Annotated in this window: 21 protein-coding genes; 17 read left to right on the forward strand and 4 right to left on the reverse strand. The window is 51.8% G+C overall.

All coding sequences use genetic code 11. From position 1 onward, the window contains the following. Positions 1–204: 204 nt before the first annotated feature. From E4U03_RS00125 to E4U03_RS00170, 9 genes are all read left to right on the forward strand, one after another. Complete coding sequence (locus tag E4U03_RS00125; RefSeq protein WP_135010973.1) at positions 205–1,170, forward strand: glycosyltransferase family 2 protein; 966 nt, start codon at positions 205–207, stop codon at positions 1,168–1,170. Next, positions 1,145–2,152 carry a CgeB family protein gene (locus tag E4U03_RS00130; protein WP_135010974.1) on the forward strand — a complete coding sequence of 336 codons (1,008 nt, stop codon included), beginning with the start codon at positions 1,145–1,147 and terminating at the stop codon, positions 2,150–2,152. The genes E4U03_RS00125 and E4U03_RS00130 overlap by 26 nt, the downstream gene beginning before the upstream one ends. Before the next feature lie 1,061 nt (positions 2,153–3,213). Further along, complete coding sequence (locus E4U03_RS00140; RefSeq protein WP_135010976.1) at positions 3,214–3,933, forward strand: cytidylyltransferase domain-containing protein; 720 nt, start codon at positions 3,214–3,216, stop codon at positions 3,931–3,933. Between the two features lie 5 nt (positions 3,934–3,938). Beyond that, positions 3,939–6,182, forward strand: a complete 2,244-nt coding sequence (locus E4U03_RS00145) for an N-acetylneuraminate synthase family protein (RefSeq protein ID WP_135010977.1) — start codon at positions 3,939–3,941, stop codon at positions 6,180–6,182. Continuing rightward, entirely contained in the window at positions 6,173–7,300 is a 1,128-nt protein-coding gene (locus E4U03_RS00150) for a glycosyltransferase (protein WP_135010978.1), read from the forward strand. The genes E4U03_RS00145 and E4U03_RS00150 overlap by 10 nt, the downstream gene beginning before the upstream one ends. A 1-nt stretch (position 7,301) precedes the next feature. Beyond that, positions 7,302–8,549: a hypothetical protein gene (locus tag E4U03_RS00155; protein WP_135010979.1), complete on the forward strand. Its 1,248-nt coding sequence runs from the start codon at positions 7,302–7,304 to the stop codon at positions 8,547–8,549. A 3-nt stretch (positions 8,550–8,552) separates the two neighbouring features. Continuing rightward, entirely contained in the window at positions 8,553–9,593 is a 1,041-nt protein-coding gene (locus E4U03_RS00160) for a glycosyltransferase family 4 protein (protein WP_135010980.1), read from the forward strand. 7 nt (positions 9,594–9,600) lie between these two features. After that, the gene (locus E4U03_RS00165; protein WP_135010981.1) at positions 9,601–10,545 is read left to right on the forward strand and encodes a glycosyltransferase family 2 protein; all 945 of its coding nucleotides are present in this window, start codon (positions 9,601–9,603) and stop codon (positions 10,543–10,545) included. A gap of 16 nt (positions 10,546–10,561) precedes the next feature. After that, positions 10,562–11,686, forward strand: coding sequence for a glycosyltransferase (locus tag E4U03_RS00170; protein WP_135010982.1), 1,125 nt, complete (start codon positions 10,562–10,564; stop codon positions 11,684–11,686). Between the two features lie 40 nt (positions 11,687–11,726). Here E4U03_RS00170 and E4U03_RS00175 read toward each other — a convergent pair whose 3' ends face one another. The 4 genes from E4U03_RS00175 to rfbA all read right to left on the reverse strand — a co-directional run bounded on the left by E4U03_RS00175 (position 11,727) and on the right by rfbA (position 15,414). Then, positions 11,727–12,041, reverse strand: a complete 315-nt coding sequence (locus tag E4U03_RS00175) for a PqqD family protein (RefSeq protein ID WP_135010983.1) — start codon at positions 12,039–12,041, stop codon at positions 11,727–11,729. After that, complete coding sequence (locus E4U03_RS00180; RefSeq protein ID WP_135010984.1) at positions 12,041–12,895, reverse strand: nucleotidyltransferase family protein; 855 nt, start codon at positions 12,893–12,895, stop codon at positions 12,041–12,043. The genes E4U03_RS00175 and E4U03_RS00180 overlap by 1 nt, the downstream gene beginning before the upstream one ends. A 94-nt stretch (positions 12,896–12,989) precedes the next feature. Beyond that, positions 12,990–14,408: a polysaccharide biosynthesis tyrosine autokinase gene (locus tag E4U03_RS00185; RefSeq protein WP_135010985.1), complete on the reverse strand. Its 1,419-nt coding sequence runs from the start codon at positions 14,406–14,408 to the stop codon at positions 12,990–12,992. A 145-nt stretch (positions 14,409–14,553) separates the two neighbouring features. Continuing rightward, positions 14,554–15,414, reverse strand: coding sequence for a glucose-1-phosphate thymidylyltransferase RfbA (rfbA, locus tag E4U03_RS00190; protein WP_135010986.1), 861 nt, complete (start codon positions 15,412–15,414; stop codon positions 14,554–14,556). Between the two features lie 83 nt (positions 15,415–15,497). On the opposite strand from rfbA, the gene rfbB reads away from it, so the two are divergent. The 8 genes from rfbB to sufU all read left to right on the forward strand — a co-directional run bounded on the left by rfbB (position 15,498) and on the right by sufU (position 22,205). Further along, on the forward strand, positions 15,498–16,496 hold the full coding sequence (gene rfbB, locus E4U03_RS00195; RefSeq protein ID WP_135010987.1) for a dTDP-glucose 4,6-dehydratase: 999 nt from the start codon (positions 15,498–15,500) through the stop codon (positions 16,494–16,496). Then, positions 16,496–17,911 (forward strand): dTDP-4-dehydrorhamnose reductase, encoded by a 1,416-nt coding sequence (gene rfbD / locus E4U03_RS00200; protein ID WP_135010988.1) that lies wholly within the window; start codon positions 16,496–16,498, stop codon positions 17,909–17,911. Before rfbB ends, rfbD begins: the two co-directional genes overlap by 1 nt. A 180-nt stretch (positions 17,912–18,091) precedes the next feature. Continuing rightward, complete coding sequence (locus E4U03_RS00205) at positions 18,092–18,418, forward strand: hypothetical protein (RefSeq protein WP_135010989.1); 327 nt, start codon at positions 18,092–18,094, stop codon at positions 18,416–18,418. A gap of 158 nt (positions 18,419–18,576) precedes the next feature. Further along, entirely contained in the window at positions 18,577–18,729 is a 153-nt protein-coding gene (locus E4U03_RS12695; protein WP_167752206.1) for a hypothetical protein, read from the forward strand. Between the two features lie 204 nt (positions 18,730–18,933). Beyond that, positions 18,934–19,557 carry a 50S ribosomal protein L25/general stress protein Ctc gene (locus E4U03_RS00210; protein WP_135010990.1) on the forward strand — a complete coding sequence of 208 codons (624 nt, stop codon included), beginning with the start codon at positions 18,934–18,936 and terminating at the stop codon, positions 19,555–19,557. A gap of 125 nt (positions 19,558–19,682) precedes the next feature. Next, positions 19,683–20,267 carry an aminoacyl-tRNA hydrolase gene (gene pth / locus E4U03_RS00215; RefSeq protein ID WP_135010991.1) on the forward strand — a complete coding sequence of 195 codons (585 nt, stop codon included), beginning with the start codon at positions 19,683–19,685 and terminating at the stop codon, positions 20,265–20,267. Between the two features lie 128 nt (positions 20,268–20,395). Beyond that, positions 20,396–21,703 carry a SufS family cysteine desulfurase gene (locus tag E4U03_RS00220; protein WP_135010992.1) on the forward strand — a complete coding sequence of 436 codons (1,308 nt, stop codon included), beginning with the start codon at positions 20,396–20,398 and terminating at the stop codon, positions 21,701–21,703. Between the two features lie 46 nt (positions 21,704–21,749). Beyond that, complete coding sequence (gene sufU / locus E4U03_RS00225) at positions 21,750–22,205, forward strand: Fe-S cluster assembly sulfur transfer protein SufU (protein WP_135010993.1); 456 nt, start codon at positions 21,750–21,752, stop codon at positions 22,203–22,205. Positions 22,206–22,396 lie beyond the last annotated feature (191 nt).

Genomic DNA, 22,396 nt, shown 5'->3' on the forward strand with positions numbered 1-22,396 from the left:
GGCGGAGTGTATGATTTTTTGAAAAGATTCTACAAATTTTACATTTATTGTAATTTTTAGATGTGCTGGCAGTGCGTAATTCTATATTTGTTTATGGGGTTAGATTTCATTTTTAAGATTGGAAAAATATTGAAATTCTGATAGAATGGTATTGAAATTTTCAATTTTTCTATAGTGTGTCAATTCTGAGGGGGGATGACTTCGATGGATAATAATATGGTGGATCTGTCAATCGTCATACCTTTTTATGGAGATCCGGCAGATACTTTAAACCTTGTGGATCAGATTCAGGCGCAGGAGTCTGTGGCTTCGGTGCAGATTATTGTTTCTGATGATGCCTCTCCGCAACCTTTTCCCGAACTCAGCGGTGTAACTACTGTTCGTCGCGAATTCAATGGTGGGTTCGGCGTCAACGTCAATACGGGTGTTGCTGTTGCTGAAGGTAAATGGGTGCTTATCCTTAACAGTGATTTAACCCTGCCTGACGGTTTTATTGATGATATCTGTAAAGCAGCAGAGGAAGAACAAGCTTTTTATGGGGGAAGGGGGGTTATGGTTGCTCCTCACATCGTGGGGCATGACAACGAGTCACAGTGGGTTGGCCGATTCTTCCCCAAAACGCGTCACCACGCCTGGGAATGGTTCACCCCAGTAGCTCGCTTCCGGCCCACCAGGGTTTGGCATGCAATGGCTGGTCACGATTTAGCATGTACCACTGGCAAACGGGCAGAACCTGATTGGCTCATGGGTGCCTGTATGATGATTCGCCGAGAAGACTTCAATACAGTCGGAGGGATGGACGAACGATTCTTCATGAACAGCGAAGAAGTTGACTTGCAGCGCAGGCTCGCCACCCATGGTATCAGACGTATCTTTCGAGGCGATATAGTAATAGAACACGTAGGTGGCGGCTCATCTGGAGCTTCTGTCCAGCGTCGTCAATGGGTTCTCGACTCTCGCTTTATTTACAACTCAAAGTGGATTGAAGGTAAGCATCTGGCTACTGCCTTGAGGATTGTATCTATTGGCAATTTCCTCTTTAATTCCATCCGTGCGGTCCGCAACCGGACTGTTACTCCTTACATGACTCTCCACGAAGAACTAACCTACATCAAGAAAGCAGAAAGCAGAAAGCAAACGATAAATGGCAGAGAAACTTCTCATCATTAGCCCTGCTTTCCATGGCTATTGCTACTCCATCGCAGAGGGCTTCACTCAACTAGGATACGATGTAACGGTACACCGCTACGACGCCTTCGACACCGTCAAGGACAAGCTGCGCAATAAAGCCCTCTACGAGCTCCCTTCAAAGGTTGGCTTCGACGGGCAAAAAGCTGCTGAAAAAGCGGCTACTGCTAAAGCCCTGCAAGTTCTCCGTAACCTTAGTCCCGACAAGCTTATTGTTATAAAAGGTGACGCCTTAGGGGATAGCTTTTGGCAGGCTGTTGCAGACCGCAAAATTCCCTACATCCTTTGGCTATACGATGATCTCAAGCGCTGTCGCTACACCAAGAAATTCTTACAGGAGTTACCTCTGGTAGTTAGTTATGCCCGTACGGAAGCTGAGGAACTCGCTTCAGATGGAATAAACGCGCATTTTGTCGCCAACGGCTATGATCCGGCTCTAGCTGGTTTTCCACAAAAACGAAACAACGAGATTGTATTCGTAGGGTCACGGTATAAAAACCGGGAAGAAATGATAGTCAAACTATCAAATTCTGGGGTTCCGGTACGAGCCTACGGCCGTGCATGGTCCCATCACCCCTTCGACCGTTTGCGTACCTGGGAAATAAAACGTCCAAACATTCCTTCTGAGCGAGATATCACCTTGGCGCAGGCTTATGAAGTTCAGGCGTCTGCTGCTGCTGCACTTAACATTCACGGTCTACAGGCTGGTCTAGCTATGCGTACCTTTGAGGTGCCTGGTATGAATGGCCTTCAGCTGATTGACAGGCCAGATGTTGAAGAGTTCTATGATGTTGGCTCTGAAGTGCTCGTCTACCAGAGCACAGAAGACCTTATTGAACTGTGCCAGCGTATTATCAGTGACCCCACCTGGAGCGACTCTATTCGAGCGGCTGGTCTCAAACGTAGCCAGGCTGAACACACTTTCTTCCATCGTGCACAGAAAATGGATACCCTGTGGGTCTAGTTTATCCTGAAGATCTCGAAGGTTGGAGTAAGTGGCAAGCTAACGCTCATCCTATCCGTAGAGCTAAAGTTGCGATAAAGGAAGTGCCAGCCGGAGTACGCAATCACAGAGAGCTTTCTAACTTATCTACCTCTGTATCGGGTTATCTACATACAGTAGGTAAAACCCCTCAGACTCTTATTGCGCTTGACTCCACATCGCCCACCTCTTTAGGCTCGTTGGTACGACCAGCTCATTTCCTTTCAGCTGAATCGTATGCGGTGTGGGCTCCCGAGGACGTTACTGCCCACCTCTCTGAGGGTGAGTGGGCTGTTACCCGCTTAGATGAGGTCGAACTCTATAATAAACTAGTTTCTCTCCGCCAGGTTCTTGCATTAGGGCACTACATGGCATGGGGCGGCGCGGCTTACCGGCTGGCCCAGCGTATGGGCGCTCGTTTCATTACCGTCCAGCACGGTTTGCATACCCCCTATGCCCCGCCGTTGGCTCCTGGTACCCACCTTCTTGCTTTTAGCCAAGCTGATGCTGAGTTTTGGATATCAGGACGAGGCGACGTTACTTATGACGTAGTTGGGTCGCAACTTTTATGGGAATCTGCTCAGACCCCTCGTATAGATGATTCCGAAATAGCGGATTTACCTATATTCCTGGGGCAGATGCATGGAGCCGAGCTTTCTCGACTTTCATATGCTCAAGCAGGATACAGATTCTGTAAGGAGACCGGGGCCCGTTACCGACCTCACCCTAACGAAAAGGACAAACTGTCTGTACTTACCCATGCTTTATGGGACAAAGTGGGTATAGAGATTGACCGAGGTCGCGAGCCCCTAAACACGCTGACTAACCCTGTAGTATCAATTTTTTCTACAGGGGTACTTGAAGCGGCAATTAGGGGATTCCCGGCTTGGGTTTATCATCCCAATCCGCCTGCGTGGGTTAGAGAGTTTTGGGATAGGTACGGTCTTAGTCGGTGGGGAGAGGCTCCCACGCCAGCACCGGCTGTGCCTTCAAGGCCTCCAGCACAGACTATTGCACAATATTTAGAGGAGAAACTTAAATAGATGCGCGTTCTATGCGTGATACCCGTTCGCGGCGGGTCTAAGGGAATTCCGCGCAAGAATCTCAAACCTATTGCGGGTAAACCCCTCGTTGCCTGGACCATCGAACAGGCCCTTGCTGCAAAGGCTGAGCTAGATGGCGAGCACCTGGTTGACGTGGTGGTATCAACGGATGACGCTGAGCTAGCTGGTATTGCACGCCAGCACGGGGCAGAAGTACCCTTCATGCGCCCGGCTCACCTGGCGGAAGACACCACCGCCACCGAACCGGTGATTGAGCACGCTATCGAGTTCTATACAGCGGAGGGCAAGCGTCCGGACGCCGTCATGCTCCTGCAGGCGACCTCACCCGTCCGCCTACCCGGCACCCTGGCCCGTGCTATCCGCCAGTTCGCTGCCTCTGCATCAGATTCCATGGTGGGTGTCATCCCTATCGGCCCCTTCATCTGGGCTGCCACCGAGCCTCCCATTGCCCAGTACGAGGTCATGGCCCGCCCCCGCCGTCAGGAACTCACCCGTGAGACCTTCCGGTACCGCGAAAACGGCTCCATGTACATCACCAAGACCGAACTCTACGAAACCCTGCACAACCGACTGGGCGGCAACATCGAGCTCTTCATGCTTGATGAAGTTGAAGGCGTAGATATTGACGCCCCCATCGACTTCTCCGTCGCAGAACACCAGCTGCTCATCACACTCGCATCAGAAGAAAACGAAGGCTAAAAACCATGATTATCGAACGTAATATCACCGCCTACATCGTTTTCTCTGAGGACCCGGTACTCACCGCCCTGCAGAAGATTTCTGCTAACGGGCAGCGCATTATCTTCCTGGTCAACGAATCGGGTGTGCTTAAGGGATCCCTGTCAGACGGCGACTTCCGCCGCTGGCTCATCGCTAACCCCACCGCGTCCCTCGAAACTAGTGCCCTCGAGGTAGCTAACCAGGGCGTTAAGACCGCCCCTATTGGTTCAGAGCCCGCAGACCTCCAGGGCGAGTTTGCCAAGGGTATTAGCCACCTTCCCCTGGTAGATGAACGCGGCCACCTGGTTGCTATCGCCATGGACGAGCAGAACGTGCTGCGTATCGGCCGCACCGAAATCACCGAAGACTCACCCACCTTCATTATTGCCGAAATCGGCAACAACCACCAGGGTGACGTTGACCTGGCAAAGCGTCTGGTTGACCTGGCTGTTGATACCGGTGCAGACGCCGTTAAGTTCCAGCTACGTGACATGGACGCCCTCTACCGCCAGAAGGGCTCAAAGTCAGCCGGCGAAGACCTGGGCGTGCAGTACACCCTTGATCTGCTCTCTCGTTTCTCTCTGACCGTAGACCAGATGTACGAGGTCTTTGATCACGTCAAGCAGCATGATATGGACATCATGTGTACCCCCTGGGACGGCCCCTCGGTCCAGGCCCTGGTTGACTACGGTATCCAGGGTCTCAAGGTCGCTTCTGCTGACCTAACCAACCACGAACTGTTGCGCGATATGGCATCCCGCGGTCTGCCCATGCTGGTCTCCACCGGTATGAGCCGCGAAGAAGAGATCCGCGAATCGGTGAACCTGCTGCGCTCCCTGGGCGCTTCTTACGCCCTGTTGCAGTGCCAATCCACCTACCCTGCGCCTTTCAAGGACGTCAACCTGGCCTACATGAACCGCCTGGCTGGAATCGGTCAGTGCCTGGTGGGCTACTCAGGCCACGAACGTGGCTACCATGTGCCCATCGCGGCTGTTGCCCGCGGTGCAAAGATTATTGAAAAGCACTTCACTGTCGATAAGACCCTCGAAGGTAACGACCACACCGTCTCCCTGCTACCTGACGAGTTCAAGGCTATGGTGCAGCAGATTCGTGAAGTAGAGGAATCTATCGGTACTTCAGCCCCCCGCGAGGTTTCCACCGGCGAGCTGATGAACCGCGTCAACCTTGCTAAGTCGCTGGTTGCTACCCGCACCATTGCTAAAGGCGAGGTCGTGACCGAGGCGGACGTCGAGGTCAAGTCACCCGGCCGCGGCCTGCAGCCCAACTACCTGCCCCAGCTTCTGGGCCGCACCATGCAGCGTAAGGTCGAAGCCGGCACCTTCTTCTTCGAGGGCGACCTGAAGGACGACCTCGTGACCCGCCGCGACTTCAAGTTTGACCGCCCCTGGGGCCTGCCCGTTCGTTACCACGACTACAAGCCCCTGATTGAGGACGCCGAGCCTGACTTCCTGGAGTTCCACTTCTCCTATAAGGACCTTGAAGTCAACATCGATGAGGTCTTCGACCGTAAGCTCGACATGTCCTTCACCACCCACCTGCCCGATCTCTTCGCCGGTGACTTTTTGGTAGACCTGGCCTCTCGCGACCAGGAAACCTGGGAACGCTCCATCGCAGAGGTCCAGCGCACCATAGACATCACCCGTGACCTGACCCGCTACTTCACCGTGGATGACGACCCGGTTATGGTCGTTACCATGGGTGGCTTCACCAAGGACGGCCACATCGCACCGTCCGCTCGTGCCGACAAGTATGAGCGCATCGGCGAGGCCCTGGCCAAGCTCGACACTTCAGGCGTGCGCATCGCGGCCCAAACCCTGCCCCCCTATCCCTGGCTCATGGGCGGACAGCAGTACCACAACCTCTTCCTTGACCCCAAGGACACCGCTGACTTCTCCGACACCTACAACACCGCCCTCTGCCTAGACATCTCCCACACCATGCTGGCGGCCAACTTCCTCAAGATTCCTCTCTCTGAGGCCGTTGAACTGCTCGCCCCTCGCTCCATCCACCTGCACCTGGTAGACGGTATCGGTGTGGACGGCGAAGGCGTTCAGGTCGGTGAAGGCGACGTGGACTGGGCCGCGCTCGGTAAGCAGCTGCGCGAACTGACCCCCAAGTCCTCCTTCATTCCCGAAATCTGGCAGGGCCACGTCAACAACGGCGAAGGCTTCTTCACCGCACTCGATAGGCTCGAAAAGTGGCTGTAAATTCCAGCCTGCCGGTAGCGCTGCACTGTGTTCCGGTACCCGAATTTGGCGGTGTAGCCCGGCATATCAGCGACCTCGCTGAGGCCGGGCTACCCGGCTATCACCTGATTATTCTTTGCCCAGCAGGTGCTCTTTCAACGCGACTCAAGGAGCTGGGGGCGGACGTGCGCGAAGCTGACTTTGGTACGGACGCCGGGTTTGCGGCGTCCTTGCGTACGTTAGATATCCTCATTGATGACCTTAAACCGGCCATCGTCCACTCACACTTGGCCTATGCGGATGTAGTAGTAGCAGCTGTCGTCAACCTCCGGAAGGCCCGCAAACTTGTTCGCCGTGGAACCTATGTACCAACGCTGTTCACCACAGAGCACGGTATCGCAGGGGACGATGCGGTCTATCACGGCGCCTCTTGGCGCTCACGTCTGATGGAAACCGTGCACCGGGTACGTCTGTGGGGCACTGACGGGAAAATTGCTGTCTCGCGCTCAACCGCTGACCAGATGAGGCGGAAGTGGGGCGCTCGCGGTGTTGACACGGTGTATAACGGGATTGATGTTGTTGAAACCTTCGATGCTGTTGCCGCGCACCGTGTAGAGGCGGGGGAAGGGGCACTACGTGTGCTGTCCCTATCGCGCCTGGCACCTGAGAAGGGGCTTGATATCTTGGTTGAGGCTTTTGCTCGGGTTCACGAGCAGGTACCGGGCGCAGCCTTGGAGATTGCCGGTGCTGGTGAACTAAAGGACGCTCTTACGCGACAGGTGGCAGAGCTTGGGCTTGAGAAAGCCGTAACCTTCCCCGGCTTCGTTGACCCCATCGAGGCTATGGGCAGGGCGGACGTTCTGGTACAGCTTTCTGTCTGGGAAAACTGCTCTTATACCCTGCTGGACGCTAAGGCAGCAGGCCTGAATGTTGTTGCGACCGCTGTGGGCGGTAACCCGGAGATTCTTGACGGCTCTGAGCTGGTGCCCTCAATGAACCAAATGAATCGGAAGGCTGCTGTTGCAGCTGTTGCCCAGAAGATTCTGGAGGCTAAGGAGTCTTCTAACGAACCCTTGAACTGGGTGAGCACAACAGATATGGGGCAGCAAATAGCTGACTTGTATAGGAAGGCGGACTGACATGGCATTTGTTGGTGTAAGCGAGCAAGGCAAGCTTACCGTGGGTGAGAAAACCATGGGAGAGCTGGCCCGTGAAGCAAGCGAGCGAGCCAAAACGGAGGCTTCACAGATACGACTGCCTGAGTTCTTAATGTTTGCATCACTAATTTATGGCCGGCATGTTCCAGGCATAGGGTTACCATTCAACCAACTTATGGTGTTTGTGATTGTTGGTTATGCTGTCACCCGTAAGCCCGTCTTTGAGCTGAGCAAGTGGTCAAGACTTTTTGTGGTGCTCGGACTGTTACTGGCCTATGTTGCAGTCGTATCTGTCTTTGCTGACCCTAGTGAATACGCGTCTGATTGGACAAGACGATTACTGCGTCTAGTTGCTATGACTGCGCTCATATATGTTATTGCGGTTGGGCAAGTTCATTTACGATCAGCAATTCTTGGCTACTCAACAGCACTGCTTATTAATGCTGTGCTCTTTTTTGCTGGTTTGGCTCCAGACACCTACGGAGGGTATCTCACAGGCTACCTAGGCGATAAGAACTATGCAGGGCTAGTCCATGCACTGTTTGCGTTGCTCATTATGACAGCCCTGATAAAACGCTGGCAGCAGATAACCGTACTTATCGTTTCGTCATTCTTGCTCTGGGAAACTGGATCGCGTACATCACTGGCCGCTCTTTTGTTTGCTTATTTATGGATTTTGCTTGCTCCACGATTGGTTCCGCTTGCAAAGGTGGCCTTGCTCGGTGTTTTTTGGTGGGCGATTGGCCTTATAACGGAGGACTTTGCGGATGCCGCGGTTTTTGGGGACCGAACAGGTACGGATATACTGCGTGCTCGGATTGATGAAATGTCCTGGGAAAAAGTTCAACAAACAGGTTTCTTTGGCCAGGGATTAGGTGAAGCCTACGTGTATGACTTTAAGGGAGAACGCACTTGGTTTTTCCATAACTCCTATTGGTCGGCTTTTGTAGAAGGCGGATGGATCTGGGCTATAGCTATAGCATTAGTTACTCTCCTGATAGCGGTGCGCCCCTTAAACAAAAATGAGGGACAAAATTTTTACCAGTTTATTGGGCAAGGCCTTGGGGTTGCTCTATTAATTTGTGCTTTGCGGCTGGGGGAGGTCTTCTATACTTTGCCCTGGGCTATCTGCATGGGATATGTTCTTCGCACGCTGGTGATGGCTGCCCAAGAAAACCGACATTTACGTCTTTTTGGATACGATCAAGAGATTGCTAATCGGAAAATATAAACTATGGAAATTTATATAGCCTCTAATAATGGAGAAATTGGTGGGGGGGAAGTTATGCTTCTCCATCTTGCGCGGGCCGCTCGGTCTCTTGGTCATAAACCTGTAATTGTAGGTCCTAAGCAGCCAGCAGAACTTATCGAAGCTGCTCAGGATGAGGGCTTTCCTACTATCACAATACCTGCTGCTAACCGCAAAGCTTATATCGCGGGCTTACGAGCATGGCGTGTACGCAATAAACAAAAACTGCTGTGGTGCAATGGTTTAGTCCCCTCATTCGCAACAGCGGGTTTGGGGCAGCGTATAGTCCATCTGCATCAGATGCCTTCTGGGCTTCAACAACTTGCCATGAAAGTAGCAATAAAAGGTGCGCAGGCGGTACTTGTTCCGAGCTCATTCATGGCTGATAGCATTCGCAATGCTCAAATATTTGAAAACTGGGTATCAGAAGTGCAGCCGGATACGCGCCACATGCCGACCCGCGGAAAGGTGCGCGTTGGATTCTTGGGTCGGGTATCTGAGATAAAAGGAACTGATCTTCTGGCTGAGGCTATTTTTCAGCTTAACCAGAATAAAGATTTATCATACGAATTAGTTCTGGGGGGTGAAAATAGATTTGTAAAAGAAGAAAGTAAAAGTAGGGTAGATTCTGCTCTTGAAAAAATTAATGATCATGTAAGTTATCTGGGATGGGTGGAGCCAGAAGACTTTTTTAAAAAAGTAGATTGTGTCGTCATGCCTTCACAATGGGAGGAACCTTTTGGCTTAGTTGCTGTGGAAGCTATGAGCGCTCGTATTCCTTTGCTGGTTACTCGTTCCGGAGCGCTACCTTCTATCGTAGGAGAAGACTACCCTTGGATCCTTGAACGGGGGAGTAGTAAAGCTCTTGCAGAGGGAATCGGTAGTTTTACTGAGACTCTAATGGGCGAACAAGAAAAGTTAGATACAATTCTCGGCAAAAGTTATTGGCGGTGGTATGAAAATTATTCACCCCAAGCAGGAAAAGAAAGACTCCGTATTCTGTTAGAAACATTCGAAAGAAGCTAATCGAAATATGAGCACTTACTCAGCTGCTGTTATTATACCTACGAGGGGTGGAGCTGCTAAGCTGCATTACCCTCTCACTGCCCTAGAACAGCAGACAGAAAAAGACTTCCAGGTCATTGTAGTCATCGACGGCGATATTGATCAATCAGCTGATGTTGTCCAAAGCTATATCAATCGTGGGTTCCTTAACCTTTCTATGATTGTCTTTGAAGAAAATCATGGGCGGGTAGCTGCGCTCAATGCAGGTCATCGGGCTGCTGATGCAGATGTTCTTATCAGATGCGACGATGATATTGAGATGAAACCTAACTACGTTGCCACGCATCTTTCATACCATAAGGAAAAGCCTAACCGAGCTGTGATGGGACTGGTGCATAACCTCTACCCAGATACACCACACGCGCGAGCCTATGGTTATTTCCGAGATCAGAAATTTCGCGAAGATGCGTATTTAACCCCTCAAAGTAATCACTGGAAGTTCTGGGCTGCCAATTGCTCTATGCCAGCAAATCTATACAGTCAGGTAGGAGGGTACGACCCTCGCTATCGTCTCTACGGCTTCGAAGATGTCGATATGGGGAAGATGCTTAAAGACGTAGGGGCAGAATTCGTTCTCGCTTACGATTTAGAGGTTAAGCATCATATTGCTGCTACTACAACAGCTGGAAAAGCTCGACGTGCGCTATTCTCCGGCGCAGCACGTAATATTTTTCTAGAAAAGCATGGCTTTGACTCTCTTCCGGCTGTAGAATCTAACGGCTTATGGGGGGGTGCGGTTAAAGCACTTGCCAAGATATCTACAGAGACTAGCGTAAAATATATGGGTAATGCTGTAGATTCAGTAGCTGAAAAAATACCTGCCGCCATCGCAGAAAAACTTATTTCTCTCGTTGTAGAATCAGCAAGCTACGCAGGTGCTACATACCCATACCGTGCACAGAAAACCTTCTAATCGAAAGAGCTGCCCGATGCGTCTTAACAGTGAATCCCCGGCTAATGAGCGGTACCCCATCGCTATAGCCCACGATTACCTCACTCAACGTGGCGGCGCAGAACGGGTGGTGCTTGCTCTCCATAAGGCATTTCCTGAGGCTCCTATCTATACGACCTTCTACGATCCCGAGAATACCTATCCTGAATTTAAAAATTCAACTATCATTGTTTCGCCCCTAAACAAGATAAGTATTTTTCGAAAAGATCACCGCCTAGCGCTTCCTCTCCTTCCCTATTTTTCAGGGAAAATAAAAGTTCAGGCGGAAAAAGTAATCGTATCTACAACGGGATGGGCCCATGGGTTTGACCTCCCCGATGCTAGTTTCATTTACTGCCACTCACCAGCTCGATGGATTTACTTGACGGATCAGTATATGGGGAGTCGCATCAATAAAAGCATCGCAAGGGTGTTTAAGGCTATGAGGCCATTCTTGCGCCAGTGGGACAGGAAAGCAGCGAGAAGGCACAAAAATTATGTAGCGAACTCGTCTACGATTCAACAGCGTATTTTTGATGTATACGGTAGGCGAGTAGATATTATCTTCCCTCCCTACTCAATTGGAGAGCATGGGCGACAAGAACCTATTCCTGGGCTAGAGACTTTCATGGAAGACGGGTATTTCATGATTGTCTCTAGGCTTCTTCCCTATAAAAATGTGCAGCATGCAGTAGAAGCATTTGCTGGGATGAACGAAAAGCTGCTTGTTGTAGGAGCTGGTCCCATGGCAGATGAACTAAAAGCAATGAGTACTGACAATATTGCTTTTGCTCACAATATCTCGGATGAACAAATGCAGTATGCCTATGCAAATGCAAAAGCTTTACTAGCTGTATCGCATGAAGACTTTGGTATAACTCCCCTAGAAGGTGGAGCCTTTGGAAAACCTACGATTGCTCTTCGTGCCGGAGGGTTTCTCGACACTATCGTAGAGGGCCTGAATGGCACCTTTATCAAAACTCCTAGTGCCTGCGATATTAAGGAAGCCGTCGAGAAATTTAATTCTCAAGAGTTTTCAGCGGACAAAATTAAAAAACACGTTGAAAAATTTAGCGAAGAGCGATTCATTCGCGAGATTAAAGAGAAAATAGATAATTTATAGAAGTCTGAAGACAATAGGTATATCAGAGGTGAATAGCTTTTTAGACTCCTTCTTCTAATATAATAGCTTCTGAAACTTTTACTAGTCCCTGTGCTTTTAGATCATAAAGAAAATCTAGTACGCTCGCTGCAACAGTTTCTTTCGAGACCCCGTAGATTTCAGTTATCTCTAAAATTAGGTCTTCCGAAGTCGTTGGGTTTTCTAAAATTTCCCATATCATGGCGCTAGAACCGTTGAGCACCGCAATATTTGAGGTCAGAAGATTAGCTACATATGAGGCATCATCTGTAGCGTCTTCGCTCTCAAAACCCATGACAAAAGCAGTATGAGGGCATCTACTGTATACAGCACCCACTATTTTCTCCCTAGACTCTGGGCAAGGCCCTTAAACCTACTAAAAAATTTCTCACGAATTTCTTGCTGACTTGGAGCATGGCCAAGCTCCATAGCTAGATGGTCTTTGTTAACAAGGAAGATACTTGCGATGATCTTTGCTTTGTTCTGGAGACCCTTTGCATGGGTAATACGAGCTTTCCACTGTACGTATTCTGGGGTGTCTTCTGAAACAGATTTCCAGAGTAGGTAATCCGGGTGATTCCGGTACTGATCTAAAGTGCCTAGTGCCGCCGCGTATGCAAGATTAGCTTGGAGCTGAGGCACCCTAAGATCCATCTCTCCCCATTCTTCTGGAGTCAGAGTCTCACGTAAGTGCTCTATGTCTGGATTTTTCTCATGAGTGGAACGAGCTCCGTGAACAACCACTAGAATGCGGGAATCTACAACTGAAGGTAGGGAGCAAGGGTAGTTGGCAATATCTTTGCTACGGCGCTGCTTCCATAGAGTTTCAAAGGCGGAACCTTCTGCATCGCCAACACCAGGAAAATAGCGGTGGATATCTACTAACCCCCAAGAACCATGGTAAAGAGTCATAGCATGTTCAAAAATTGAACCTGTCTCAAAATGAGTAAGAATCTCCCACCCATCTGCTAGCACAAGTTCAATAAAACGTTCTAGATGTGATGGTCTGACGAGCAAATCGACATCTGTACTTTTGCGGCCGGGGCGATAAACCTCTTGGGCAAAGGCATAGCCTTTTATGTGCAGCAAATCAATTCCGTTGCTATTAGCGAGATGCTGAAAATATGCATGGGATAGCTGAATACGAATAGCTAAGGGAACATCAAGATGCTGGGCATCGGGAGTACTCATAGGACCAACTCAATACAATAGTAGAAGATAAGTCTTATGCCAGCCTAACGTCAAGCAGGCTGGCATAAAACCAATATATGATGAAGCAAACAGCTTAGGCAGAAGCCTGGTTTTTCTTCTTTCTCTTTTTTGAGGTCTTCTTGCCCTTCTCCTCAGAACCGTAGTAACTGGTGTATGCACCAGTGGAGCTATAGGCAAAACCGTAGTAGGAATTGCCTAATCCGGTGCGAGGTGCTCGGTTAATGACGACACCGAGAATACTGGCGCTTACTTTACGCAGATTACTGGTTGCTTCTGCAAGGTTTTCTTTACGAGTCTTTCCAACAGTTGCTACCAGTACCACGCCGTCAACAGCTGTGGAGAGAAGCGCAGCATCGGTTACGGGCAGCACCGGAGGCACATCCACTACAACTGTAAACTCACCTGACAGCTCAGAGATAAGCTGATGCATTTTATCTGATCCGAGAAGTTCAGATGGGTTCGGAGGAATACGGCCTGCGGGCAGAATGAAGAGCTGGGTGTCTTCAAACTGACGGACTGCATCAGCTAACTCAACCTGCCCAGCAAGGACTTGAGTCAAACCAACTTTCGAATCAATCTTGAATTTCTTCGCAATGGTAGGACGGCGTAGGTCAGCATCGATGATGATGACAGGTGCCCCAGCGTCAGCAAGCGCCCTGGCAATAGAGGTTGAAACTGTTGACTTACCTTCACCAGGCTCTGCGGAAGTAACGATGAGTGATTTCGGCGGGTTATCAACATTAACGAACCGGAGATTGGTGCGCATCTGACGAATAGATTCCTGTGCGGTATGATCACTGCCAGTTCGAAGAATATTTTCTTCTGTGAGCTCTTCAGATATGGGGAGTACACCTAGTACACCTGAATCGGTTGCCTTGGTTGCATCATCGCGTGTACGGAGCTTCGTATCAACAGTGCGACGCAACAGAACAGCGGCTAAGACGAGTGCTAACCCGCCACCGGCTCCCATCAAAACAAGCTTTTTGGTATCTGGGCTTACGGGAGACTGGTTCAATGTAGCATCTTCGAGAGGGATGACCCGAACAGCGCTGGAGCCGTCAAGATCATTTGCGACCTTTGCTACAGCCTCGAGAGAGCTATTCGCCAAAGCCTGGGAAGCTTCAGGAGATGAGGCGGTTGCAGAAACATTAATCAGTGCAGAATTCGAATCAACTGTTGCTGACAGACTGCCCTGAATTTGTCCGCGAGTGAGATTGAGTTCTGGGTTGGCCGCGATAATCTCATCGGCAACAGCTCCACTGTTAACCAGCGCAAGATAAGCGGCTGCTTTTTCCTTGGCGGCAGTTGACCCTGAAATAACATCTCCGATGCCGGCTCCGTCCCCTACGGTTACGTAACCGGTGGAAGAAGAAGCATAAACTCGTGGCTGGAACAAGGAATAGCCAAAACCAAGTAGAGCGCCTAAAACAAGACCTATCAGCAGAAGCTTTAGGTTAGCGCGTAGCATTCTCACGAAATCAAGTATGGTCATGGGAGCCTTAAAGACATAGTGGTGTAGTGTACTTAGGGTTCGGGCAAGAACCCCAGAAATAATTCTAACAGCGTATAGACCCTACAAAAACGGAAATGGATATACAAGAGACTCATGACTAGCCCGTAGCTATCTGTCTGGCTCTTTATTTTATAAGGCGCATCAGGTACTTGCCGTACCCGCTTTTGAGGAGAGGCTGAGCAAGCTGCTCAAGACGCGCGTCGTCAATCCAACCCATACGCCAGCTAATTTCCTCTGGGGAACCGATAGACAGTCCCTGACGAGCTTGCACGGTACGGATAAAGCTGGTGGCATCTGCTAAGGAATCAAAAGTTCCGGTATCTAGCCAGGCGGTTCCGCGAGGAAGAACTTCTACTCGGAGCTTTCCTTGCTCAAGATAGACACGGTTAAGGTCAGTAATTTCAAGCTCTCCACGCGCTGAAGGCTTAATACTCTTCGCATATTCGACTACGTTGTTATCGTAGAAATAAAGACCGGGGATTGCGTAATCACTCTTAGGGACTGCAGGCTTTTCTTCGATGGAGAGAGCTTTGAAATTATCATCGAACTCTACTACGCCGTAGGACGTGGAATCGGCAACTCGGTAGCCAAAAACTGCGGCTCCATCTACGTCATTATATTTACGGAGCTGGTTTCCGAGGCCCGGGCCATAAAAAATGTTATCGCCCAATACTAGAGCTGCGGAGTCGTTCCCAATATGCTCTTCACCCAAAATGAAAGCTTGCGCTAACCCGTCAGGGGAGGGCTGCACCTGATAGCTGAAGTTAACTCCGAACTGAGAGCCGTCGCCTAAAAGGCGCTGGAACTGCTTCTGGTCCTGGGGCGTGGTAATTATCAGAATATCCTGAATCCCCGAGAGCATAAGAGTTGAGATGGGGTAATAAATCATCGGTTTGTCGTAAACCGGGGTCAGTTGTTTGCTGATGCCGAGCGTGATGGGGTGGAGGCGTGAGCCAGTACCACCTGCGAGTAAAATTCCCTTCATGCTCCCATTCTGGCATGAACACCACATTGTTAGGAGCTACCAGAAACCCAAAACCAGGGTGATTTGACACTACTGTTAAAGTTATGGGAAATATTCTTGTTACCGGCGGCGCCGGCTTCATCGGTTCTAATTTCGTTCACTACCTGGTGGATAACACCGACAACAAGGTCGTAGTGCTCGATAAGATGACTTACGCTGCCAACGAAATGTCACTCGCTGGCTTACCTTCTGACCGCTTTGAACTAGTCAAGGGCGATATCGCTGACATGAACGTCGTTGACTCCCTAGTCGCAGAGGCGGACGCTGTGGTCCACTATGCGGCCGAATCTCACAACGATAACTCGCTGAATGACCCTAGCCCCTTTATCCGCACCAATCTTATTGGTACCTTTACTCTGCTTGAGGCTGTTCGCAAGCACAAGATCCGCTACCACCACATCTCAACCGATGAGGTCTTTGGGGATCTTGAACTAGACGACTCCGCTAAGTTCACCGAAAGTACCCCTTATAACCCGTCCTCCCCCTATTCATCTACCAAGGCAGGCTCTGACCTGCTAGTCCGTGCCTGGGTACGGTCTTTCGGTATTGAAGCAACTATTTCGAATTGCTCCAACAACTACGGGCCTTACCAGCACATTGAGAAGTTTATTCCCCGTCAGATCACCAATATTCTGGCCGGTATCAAACCCAAGCTTTACGGCGAGGGGCTGAACGTACGCGACTGGATTCACGCATCTGACCACTCTTCAGCCGTCCATACCATCCTTGAAAAAGGCAAGATCGGTGAAACCTACCTCATCGGCGCTAACGGTGAAGAAAACAACATCACCGTTTTGCGTACCATTCTGCGCCTCATGGGCCAGCCCGAGGACGCCTTTGAGCACGTTATTGACCGCCCGGGCCACGACCTGCGCTACGCCATCGACGGCACCCGCCTACGTGAAGAGCTTGGTTGGGAGCCCCAGTTCACCAACTTTGAAGCGGGCCTAGCAGACACCATTGCCTGGTACACCGATAACCGCGCCTGGTGGGAGCCCCTCAAGGCTGAGGTCGAAGCTAAGTACGCTAAGGCAGGTCAGTAATGCCTAAAGAGTTAGCCGTCCGTACAACGGAGATTCCGGGTCTGCTCGTTATCGATATTCCTCAGCACGGTGATAACCGCGGCTGGTTTAAGGAAAACTGGCAGCGCGAGAAAATGATTGCTGCGGGGCTGCCGGATTTCGGCCCCGTGCAGAACAACATTTCCTTTAACGCAACAGCAGGTACTACCCGCGGCATCCATGCGGAACCTTGGGACAAGTACGTCTCGGTAGCTACCGGTCGTATTTTTGGTGCCTGGGTCGATCTGCGTGCCGGTAAGTCCTTTGGCAAGACCGTCACTGTAGAGCTTGGCCCTGATACCGCTGTTTTTGTTCCCCGAGGGGTAGGCAACTCTTTCCAGACCCTGGAGGACAACACCGCCTACACCTATCTGGTGAATGACCACTGGTCAGCAGACGCCCAGGGGGAGTATTCCTTCCTTAACCTTGCAGATGAGACAGTAGCAATTGAATGGCCGATTTCTCTGGACCAGGCAGAGCTCTCTGAGAAGGACAAGAACCACCCCCGGCTTTCTGAGGTAGAGCCCCTTGCTCCTGCCTCCCTGCTGGTGGTTGGCGCTAACGGGCAGTTGGGGCGTGAGCTGGTCAAGCAGCTTGAAGCGTCTGGTACCCCCTATATTGCTGCGACTCGCGCGGAACTTGACCTGGCGCGTCCTGAGAGCTGGGCTTCTGCCTATCGCTGGCGTTCGCTACGCGGCATCATCAACGCGGCAGCCTACACCGCGGTTGATCAGGCTGAGACTCCCGAAGGGCGCACGGACGCCTGGGCCGCCAATGCGAGTGGCGTTGCGGCTTTGGCCAGGGCGGCGGACGAAGCCAGTATCCCTCTGGTACACGTTTCTACCGATTACGTTTTTGATGGCTCTTTGCCCTTAGGCGAAGAGTATGCAGAGGACGCCCCGCTGGCACCTCTCGGGGTGTACGGCCAGTCAAAGGCTGCCGGTGAGATAGCCGTGCGTTCAGTGCGACGCCACTATATTGTGCGTACTTCCTGGGTTATGGGCGACGGTAAGAACTTTATTGAAATTATGAAGTCGCTGGCTGAACGCGGAGTGAACCCCACAGTGGTGAACGACCAGTACGGTCGCCCCACTTTCACCGAGGACCTTGCTGGAGCGATGCTGCACCTCGTAGAGAACAGCTGTGAGTTTGGTACTTACCATGTTTCCAACTCGGGCGAAGTCGTGACTTGGGCTGACCTTGCCAAAGCGGTATTTGAGGCTACAGGGCATTCCGCAGACCGGGTAACTCCTGTGACGACAGCTGAATATTTTGCGAGTGCTGAATATTTTGCGATGCGTCCAAATAATTCCTCGTTGAAACTCAATAAAATAATTGATTCAGGATTTACACCCAGAAATCATGTAGATGCACTAAATTCCTATATTAGGCGGTAACCTTATAAAAAACATTTCTTTCTAGAAAGGTATTTAAGTGCATATTGTTGTTGTGGACCCTTCGCCTATCTACTAAGATGGTGGGCAATACTTTCTCCCAGAGAGAAGCTATCTGGGATATTTTGCATATAAAAAATATCTGCATATAATTTTCTGGAAAGTCTTGAAGAAACTGCAGTAGTGCTATCTCTCTTGAAGCCTGATTCATACGTGCTTGCTGAGCTGTCCCATAGGCTTGTATATCTTATTGAGTTTACGCCCTCAATTCGCCGTGATATTCAGTTTGCCGCCCCTGGCTTAAGTTTCCTTGATCGGATAAGAGTTAACCTGGAGCTGGTGCGTCAGTATATTGAAGAAGTGAAAATTATTAAGAAGTCTGCTGGCGTTCAATTTAATGGGCCAGCGGCGGCTTCTAGATATTCAAAATTTACTAAAAATTCAATTACTTTCTTTGATCATAGAGTTTCTGAGCTCCCAGAAAGAAATGCTATATTTAAGAGGGATTGAGATGGGTTTTCAGTTGCTTTCTCGGGGCGCTTAAGCGTGATGAAGGGGGGCGGATTATATTGCTGATATCTCTAGTAAATTATATGATATAAACCCAAAACTATCTTGCGGCTCAGGGGTTGGGGTGGACGGTTTCAAGAGGGGACACTCAGAAGCTAGTGAGCGAAATTGTTAGACTTGCAGGTCACCCTGGGGAAATTGTGGATAGATCGAAATCGGCTATCGACTTCATGTCGAGCATTTTGTATGACCAGACGGTTGCTCGCCGTATGAATCATCTGATTGCTATTGCTCAAGAATCAAAAATCTAGCGCTAGCCATGTTTTCTGTCTGTACTTTTGCTGTATAATTTGTAGAAGGCTCTATTTGTGGAGCCAAAAGCCAAGGCAGTGGAATGCTGGTGGGAAACCCCGGTAGGTCCGGAACTGACGGTGGCTGGTTAGAAAGCGATTTCTGGCGCCAGTTCACTACACCACTTGGCGCATCGACAACTAACCATAGAAAGGATGGCCCTCATGTCAGAGACCATCAAGATTTCCGCAACCGTTCGCACCGACTTCGGTAAGGGCTACGCCCGCCGCATCCGTATGGCCGGCGACATTCCCGCCGTCATCTACGGCCACGGCGAAGAGCCCAAGCACGTCGTACTGCCCGGTCACGCAACCACCCTGGCAGCCCGCGTCCCCAACGCAATCCTCGACCTCGACATCGAAGGTGACTCACACCTGGCCATGATCAAGGACATCCAGCGCCACCCCATCCGCCCCGAACTGCAGCATATCGACCTGCTGACCGTTAAGCGTGGCGAGCGCGTTGAAATCGAGGTTCCTGTACACGTTGAAGGCGAGCCCGCCGTTGGCGCCGTTGCAAACCAGGAAGAAACCGTACTGCTCGTTGAGGCAGACGCCCTGAAGGCCCCCGAAGTTCTGGTTGTTAACATCGAAGGCCGCGAAGCAGGTGCCCACGTTCACGCTTCCGACGTTGAACTGCCCGCCGACGTAACCCTCGTAGCAGACGCAGAACTGCTGGTTGTCAACATCTCCGAGCCCGCTGAACTCGACGTACCCGAGGTTGGCGAAGAAGGCGAAAACGCTCCTGAGGGCGCAGAAGCTGACGCCCAGGTAGACGAAGCTAAGTAAGCTCTATAGCTAGCTCACCTTTTTGTAAGGCCCGTACCGTAGTTAACGACGGTGCGGGCCTTCTCTTAACTCGATACACTCTTTGTATGCTTACCGCATTCTTGCGTCCTAGGAGAAGCGAAAATATGTCAGATGCATGGCTGATTGTAGGTCTAGGCAACCCCGGCCCCGAGTACGCAGCAACCCGTCACAACATCGGGCAGATGGTGCTCGATGAGCTCGCAAACACTGTGGGCGGTAATTTCAAGAAGCACAGTAAGACACGAGCCCAGGTGCTCGAAGGACGCCTCGGCGTAGGGGGTGCGAAAGTTGTGCTAGCTAAGCCCCTGACCTATATGAACGTATCGGGTGGCCCGGTGTCTGCGCTGGCTCAGTTCTACGGTATTGACCCTGAAAAGATCATCGTGGTGCACGATGAGCTCGACATCCCCTTTGATTCCATCAAACTAAAAATCGGTGGGGGAGAGGGCGGCCACAATGGCCTGCGCGATATTACTAAGGCTCTGGGCACCAAGAACTATTACCGGGTTCGTACCGGTATTGGCCGCCCTCCTGGCCAGATGCAGACCGCAGATTTTGTGCTGAAGCCTTTTACCACCGCGGAGAAGAAGGACTTGCCCTTCCTCATTTCTAATGCAGCTGACGCTACGGAGACGCTGATTAAAGAGGGCCTGCTGGCTGCCCAGCAGCGCTACCACGCAGCTTCCTAAGAGTGGCCAAGGCTGCTGACTGGGAGGAAAGCCGTATAGCGTAGCCTAACTACCAATTCCGCCCGGCAGGGAATAGGCTAGAAAAACATGCCGTTATACCAGGCGTACCCAACGGAAAGGCAAAGACAGTGGCCAGCAGCTACCGCACTCCCGCCGGAGTAGAGCTCACCAACGAACTCGTCACCGACCTGCGCAAGGACTACTCCATCCTCAGCCGCGAGGTCAACGGCCACCCCCTGGCCTACCTCGACACCGGAGCCACCAGCCAAAACCCCCTGCAGGTACTTGACGCCGAACGTAACTACTACCTCGGCGCGAACTCAGCCGTCCACCGCGGCGCCCACACCCTCGCCGTCGACGCCACCGACGCCTTCGAAGACGCCCGCCGCACCGTCGCCTCCTTCATCGGCGCCGCCGAGAACGAACTGGTCTGGACCTCCAACGCCACCGAAGCCCTCAACCTGCTCACCTACTCCTTCGGCAATGCGTCCGCTGGAATCGGTGAGGACGCCGCCGCCCGCTTTGCGCTGGGGGAGGGTGACGAAATCGTCACCACCGAGCAGGAACACCACGCCAACGTCATTCCCTGGCAGATTCTGGCAGCCCGCACAGGCGCTACCCTGCGCTACATCCCCGTCACCGATGAGGGCCTGATCGACTACGAGGCCGCCGAAAAAATCGTCACCGACCGCACCCGCGTCCTAGCCTTTACCCACGTCTCAAATGTGGCAGGCTCTATCACTGACGTCGACTTCATGGTCTCACTCGCCAAAAAGGTTGGGGCCCTCACCGTGCTGGACGCCTGCCAGTCAGTGCCCCACATGCCCGTTGACGTTAAAAAACTCGGCGTGGACTTCGCAGCTTTCTCTGCCCACAAGATGCTCGCTCCCACCGGTATCGGAGCCCTCTACGGCCGAAACGAGTTGCTTGACGCTATGCCCCCCTTCCTCACCGGCGGCTCCATGATCACCAAGGTCACCATGACCGAAGCCGAATGGATGCCCGCCCCCATCAAATTTGAGGCAGGAACCCAGCGGGTCTCCCAGGCCGTAGCCTGGGCCGAAGCCGTGCGCTACCTACAGCACCTGGGCATGGAACAGGTCCATGCCTGGGAATCCAAGCTCGGCCAGCTCCTTGCCGAAGGCGTGAGCTCAATCCCCGGCGTCCGCCTCATTGGCCCGGCAGCCGGCCAGCCCCGAGCTGGGCTCACCTCGGTACACGTCGAAGGCGTACACCCCCACGACGTCGGCCAGCTCCTCGACGAAAAAGGTATCGCCGTGCGCGTAGGCCACCACTGCGCCCAGCCCTTGCATCGGGCTCTTGGCATCACCGCCTCAACCCGTGCCAGCGCCTACATCTACAACACCACTGACGATGTAGAACGCTTCATCGAAGAACTCGCTAAGGTGCGCCGCTACTTCGGCTACACCGACTAAAGACAAGCGCAACTAGCCACCACACCGTGAAAGAAGGACACCGACTATGAGCGGCCTTGAACAGCTCTACCAACAGATTATTCTGGAACACTCCAAGCAGCGCTCCGGCGAGGGCCTCATCGACCCCGCAGACGGAACCCGCGTCGCAACCAACCACCAGTACAACCCCACCTGCGGCGACGAAATCAACCTGCGCGTCATCCTCAACGACGACGGGAACACCATCGACTCCATCTCCTGGGAAGGCGACGGCTGCTCCATCTCTATGGCCGCAGCCTCCGTACTCTCAGAAATGGCCCCCGGCATGAGCACCCAGGAATTCCAGCAGCTCGTCGATGACTTCCGCGAAATGCTCCGCTCCCGCGGCCAAATTGAGTCCGACGAAGAAGTCCTCGGCGACGCCGCAGCCTTCGCCGGTGTCTCCAAGTTCGTAGCCCGCGTGAAATGCGCCATGCTTTCATGGGTAGCGGCCGAAGAAGCCACCAAAGAAGCAGCTGTCTAACCCGGCATAAAATCCCAGCTCAGCGCACAGAACCCACCTCAAGCGTCCGCCCTACCGGGCGCAAGGGGGTGGGTTTCCTGTTACCCCAACCATGCTCTGACCTGGGGTGTCCCCCAAAGTGGCCCCGGCTGCGTCCTTACCCTGCTCCGAACCATAACGTAGGGTTAAAAGACAAACACACCCGTACTAGC

Source organism: Rothia nasimurium (assembly GCF_004569295.1).
In the GTDB taxonomy this organism is placed as follows: Bacteria; Actinomycetota; Actinomycetes; order Actinomycetales; family Micrococcaceae; genus Rothia; species Rothia nasimurium_B.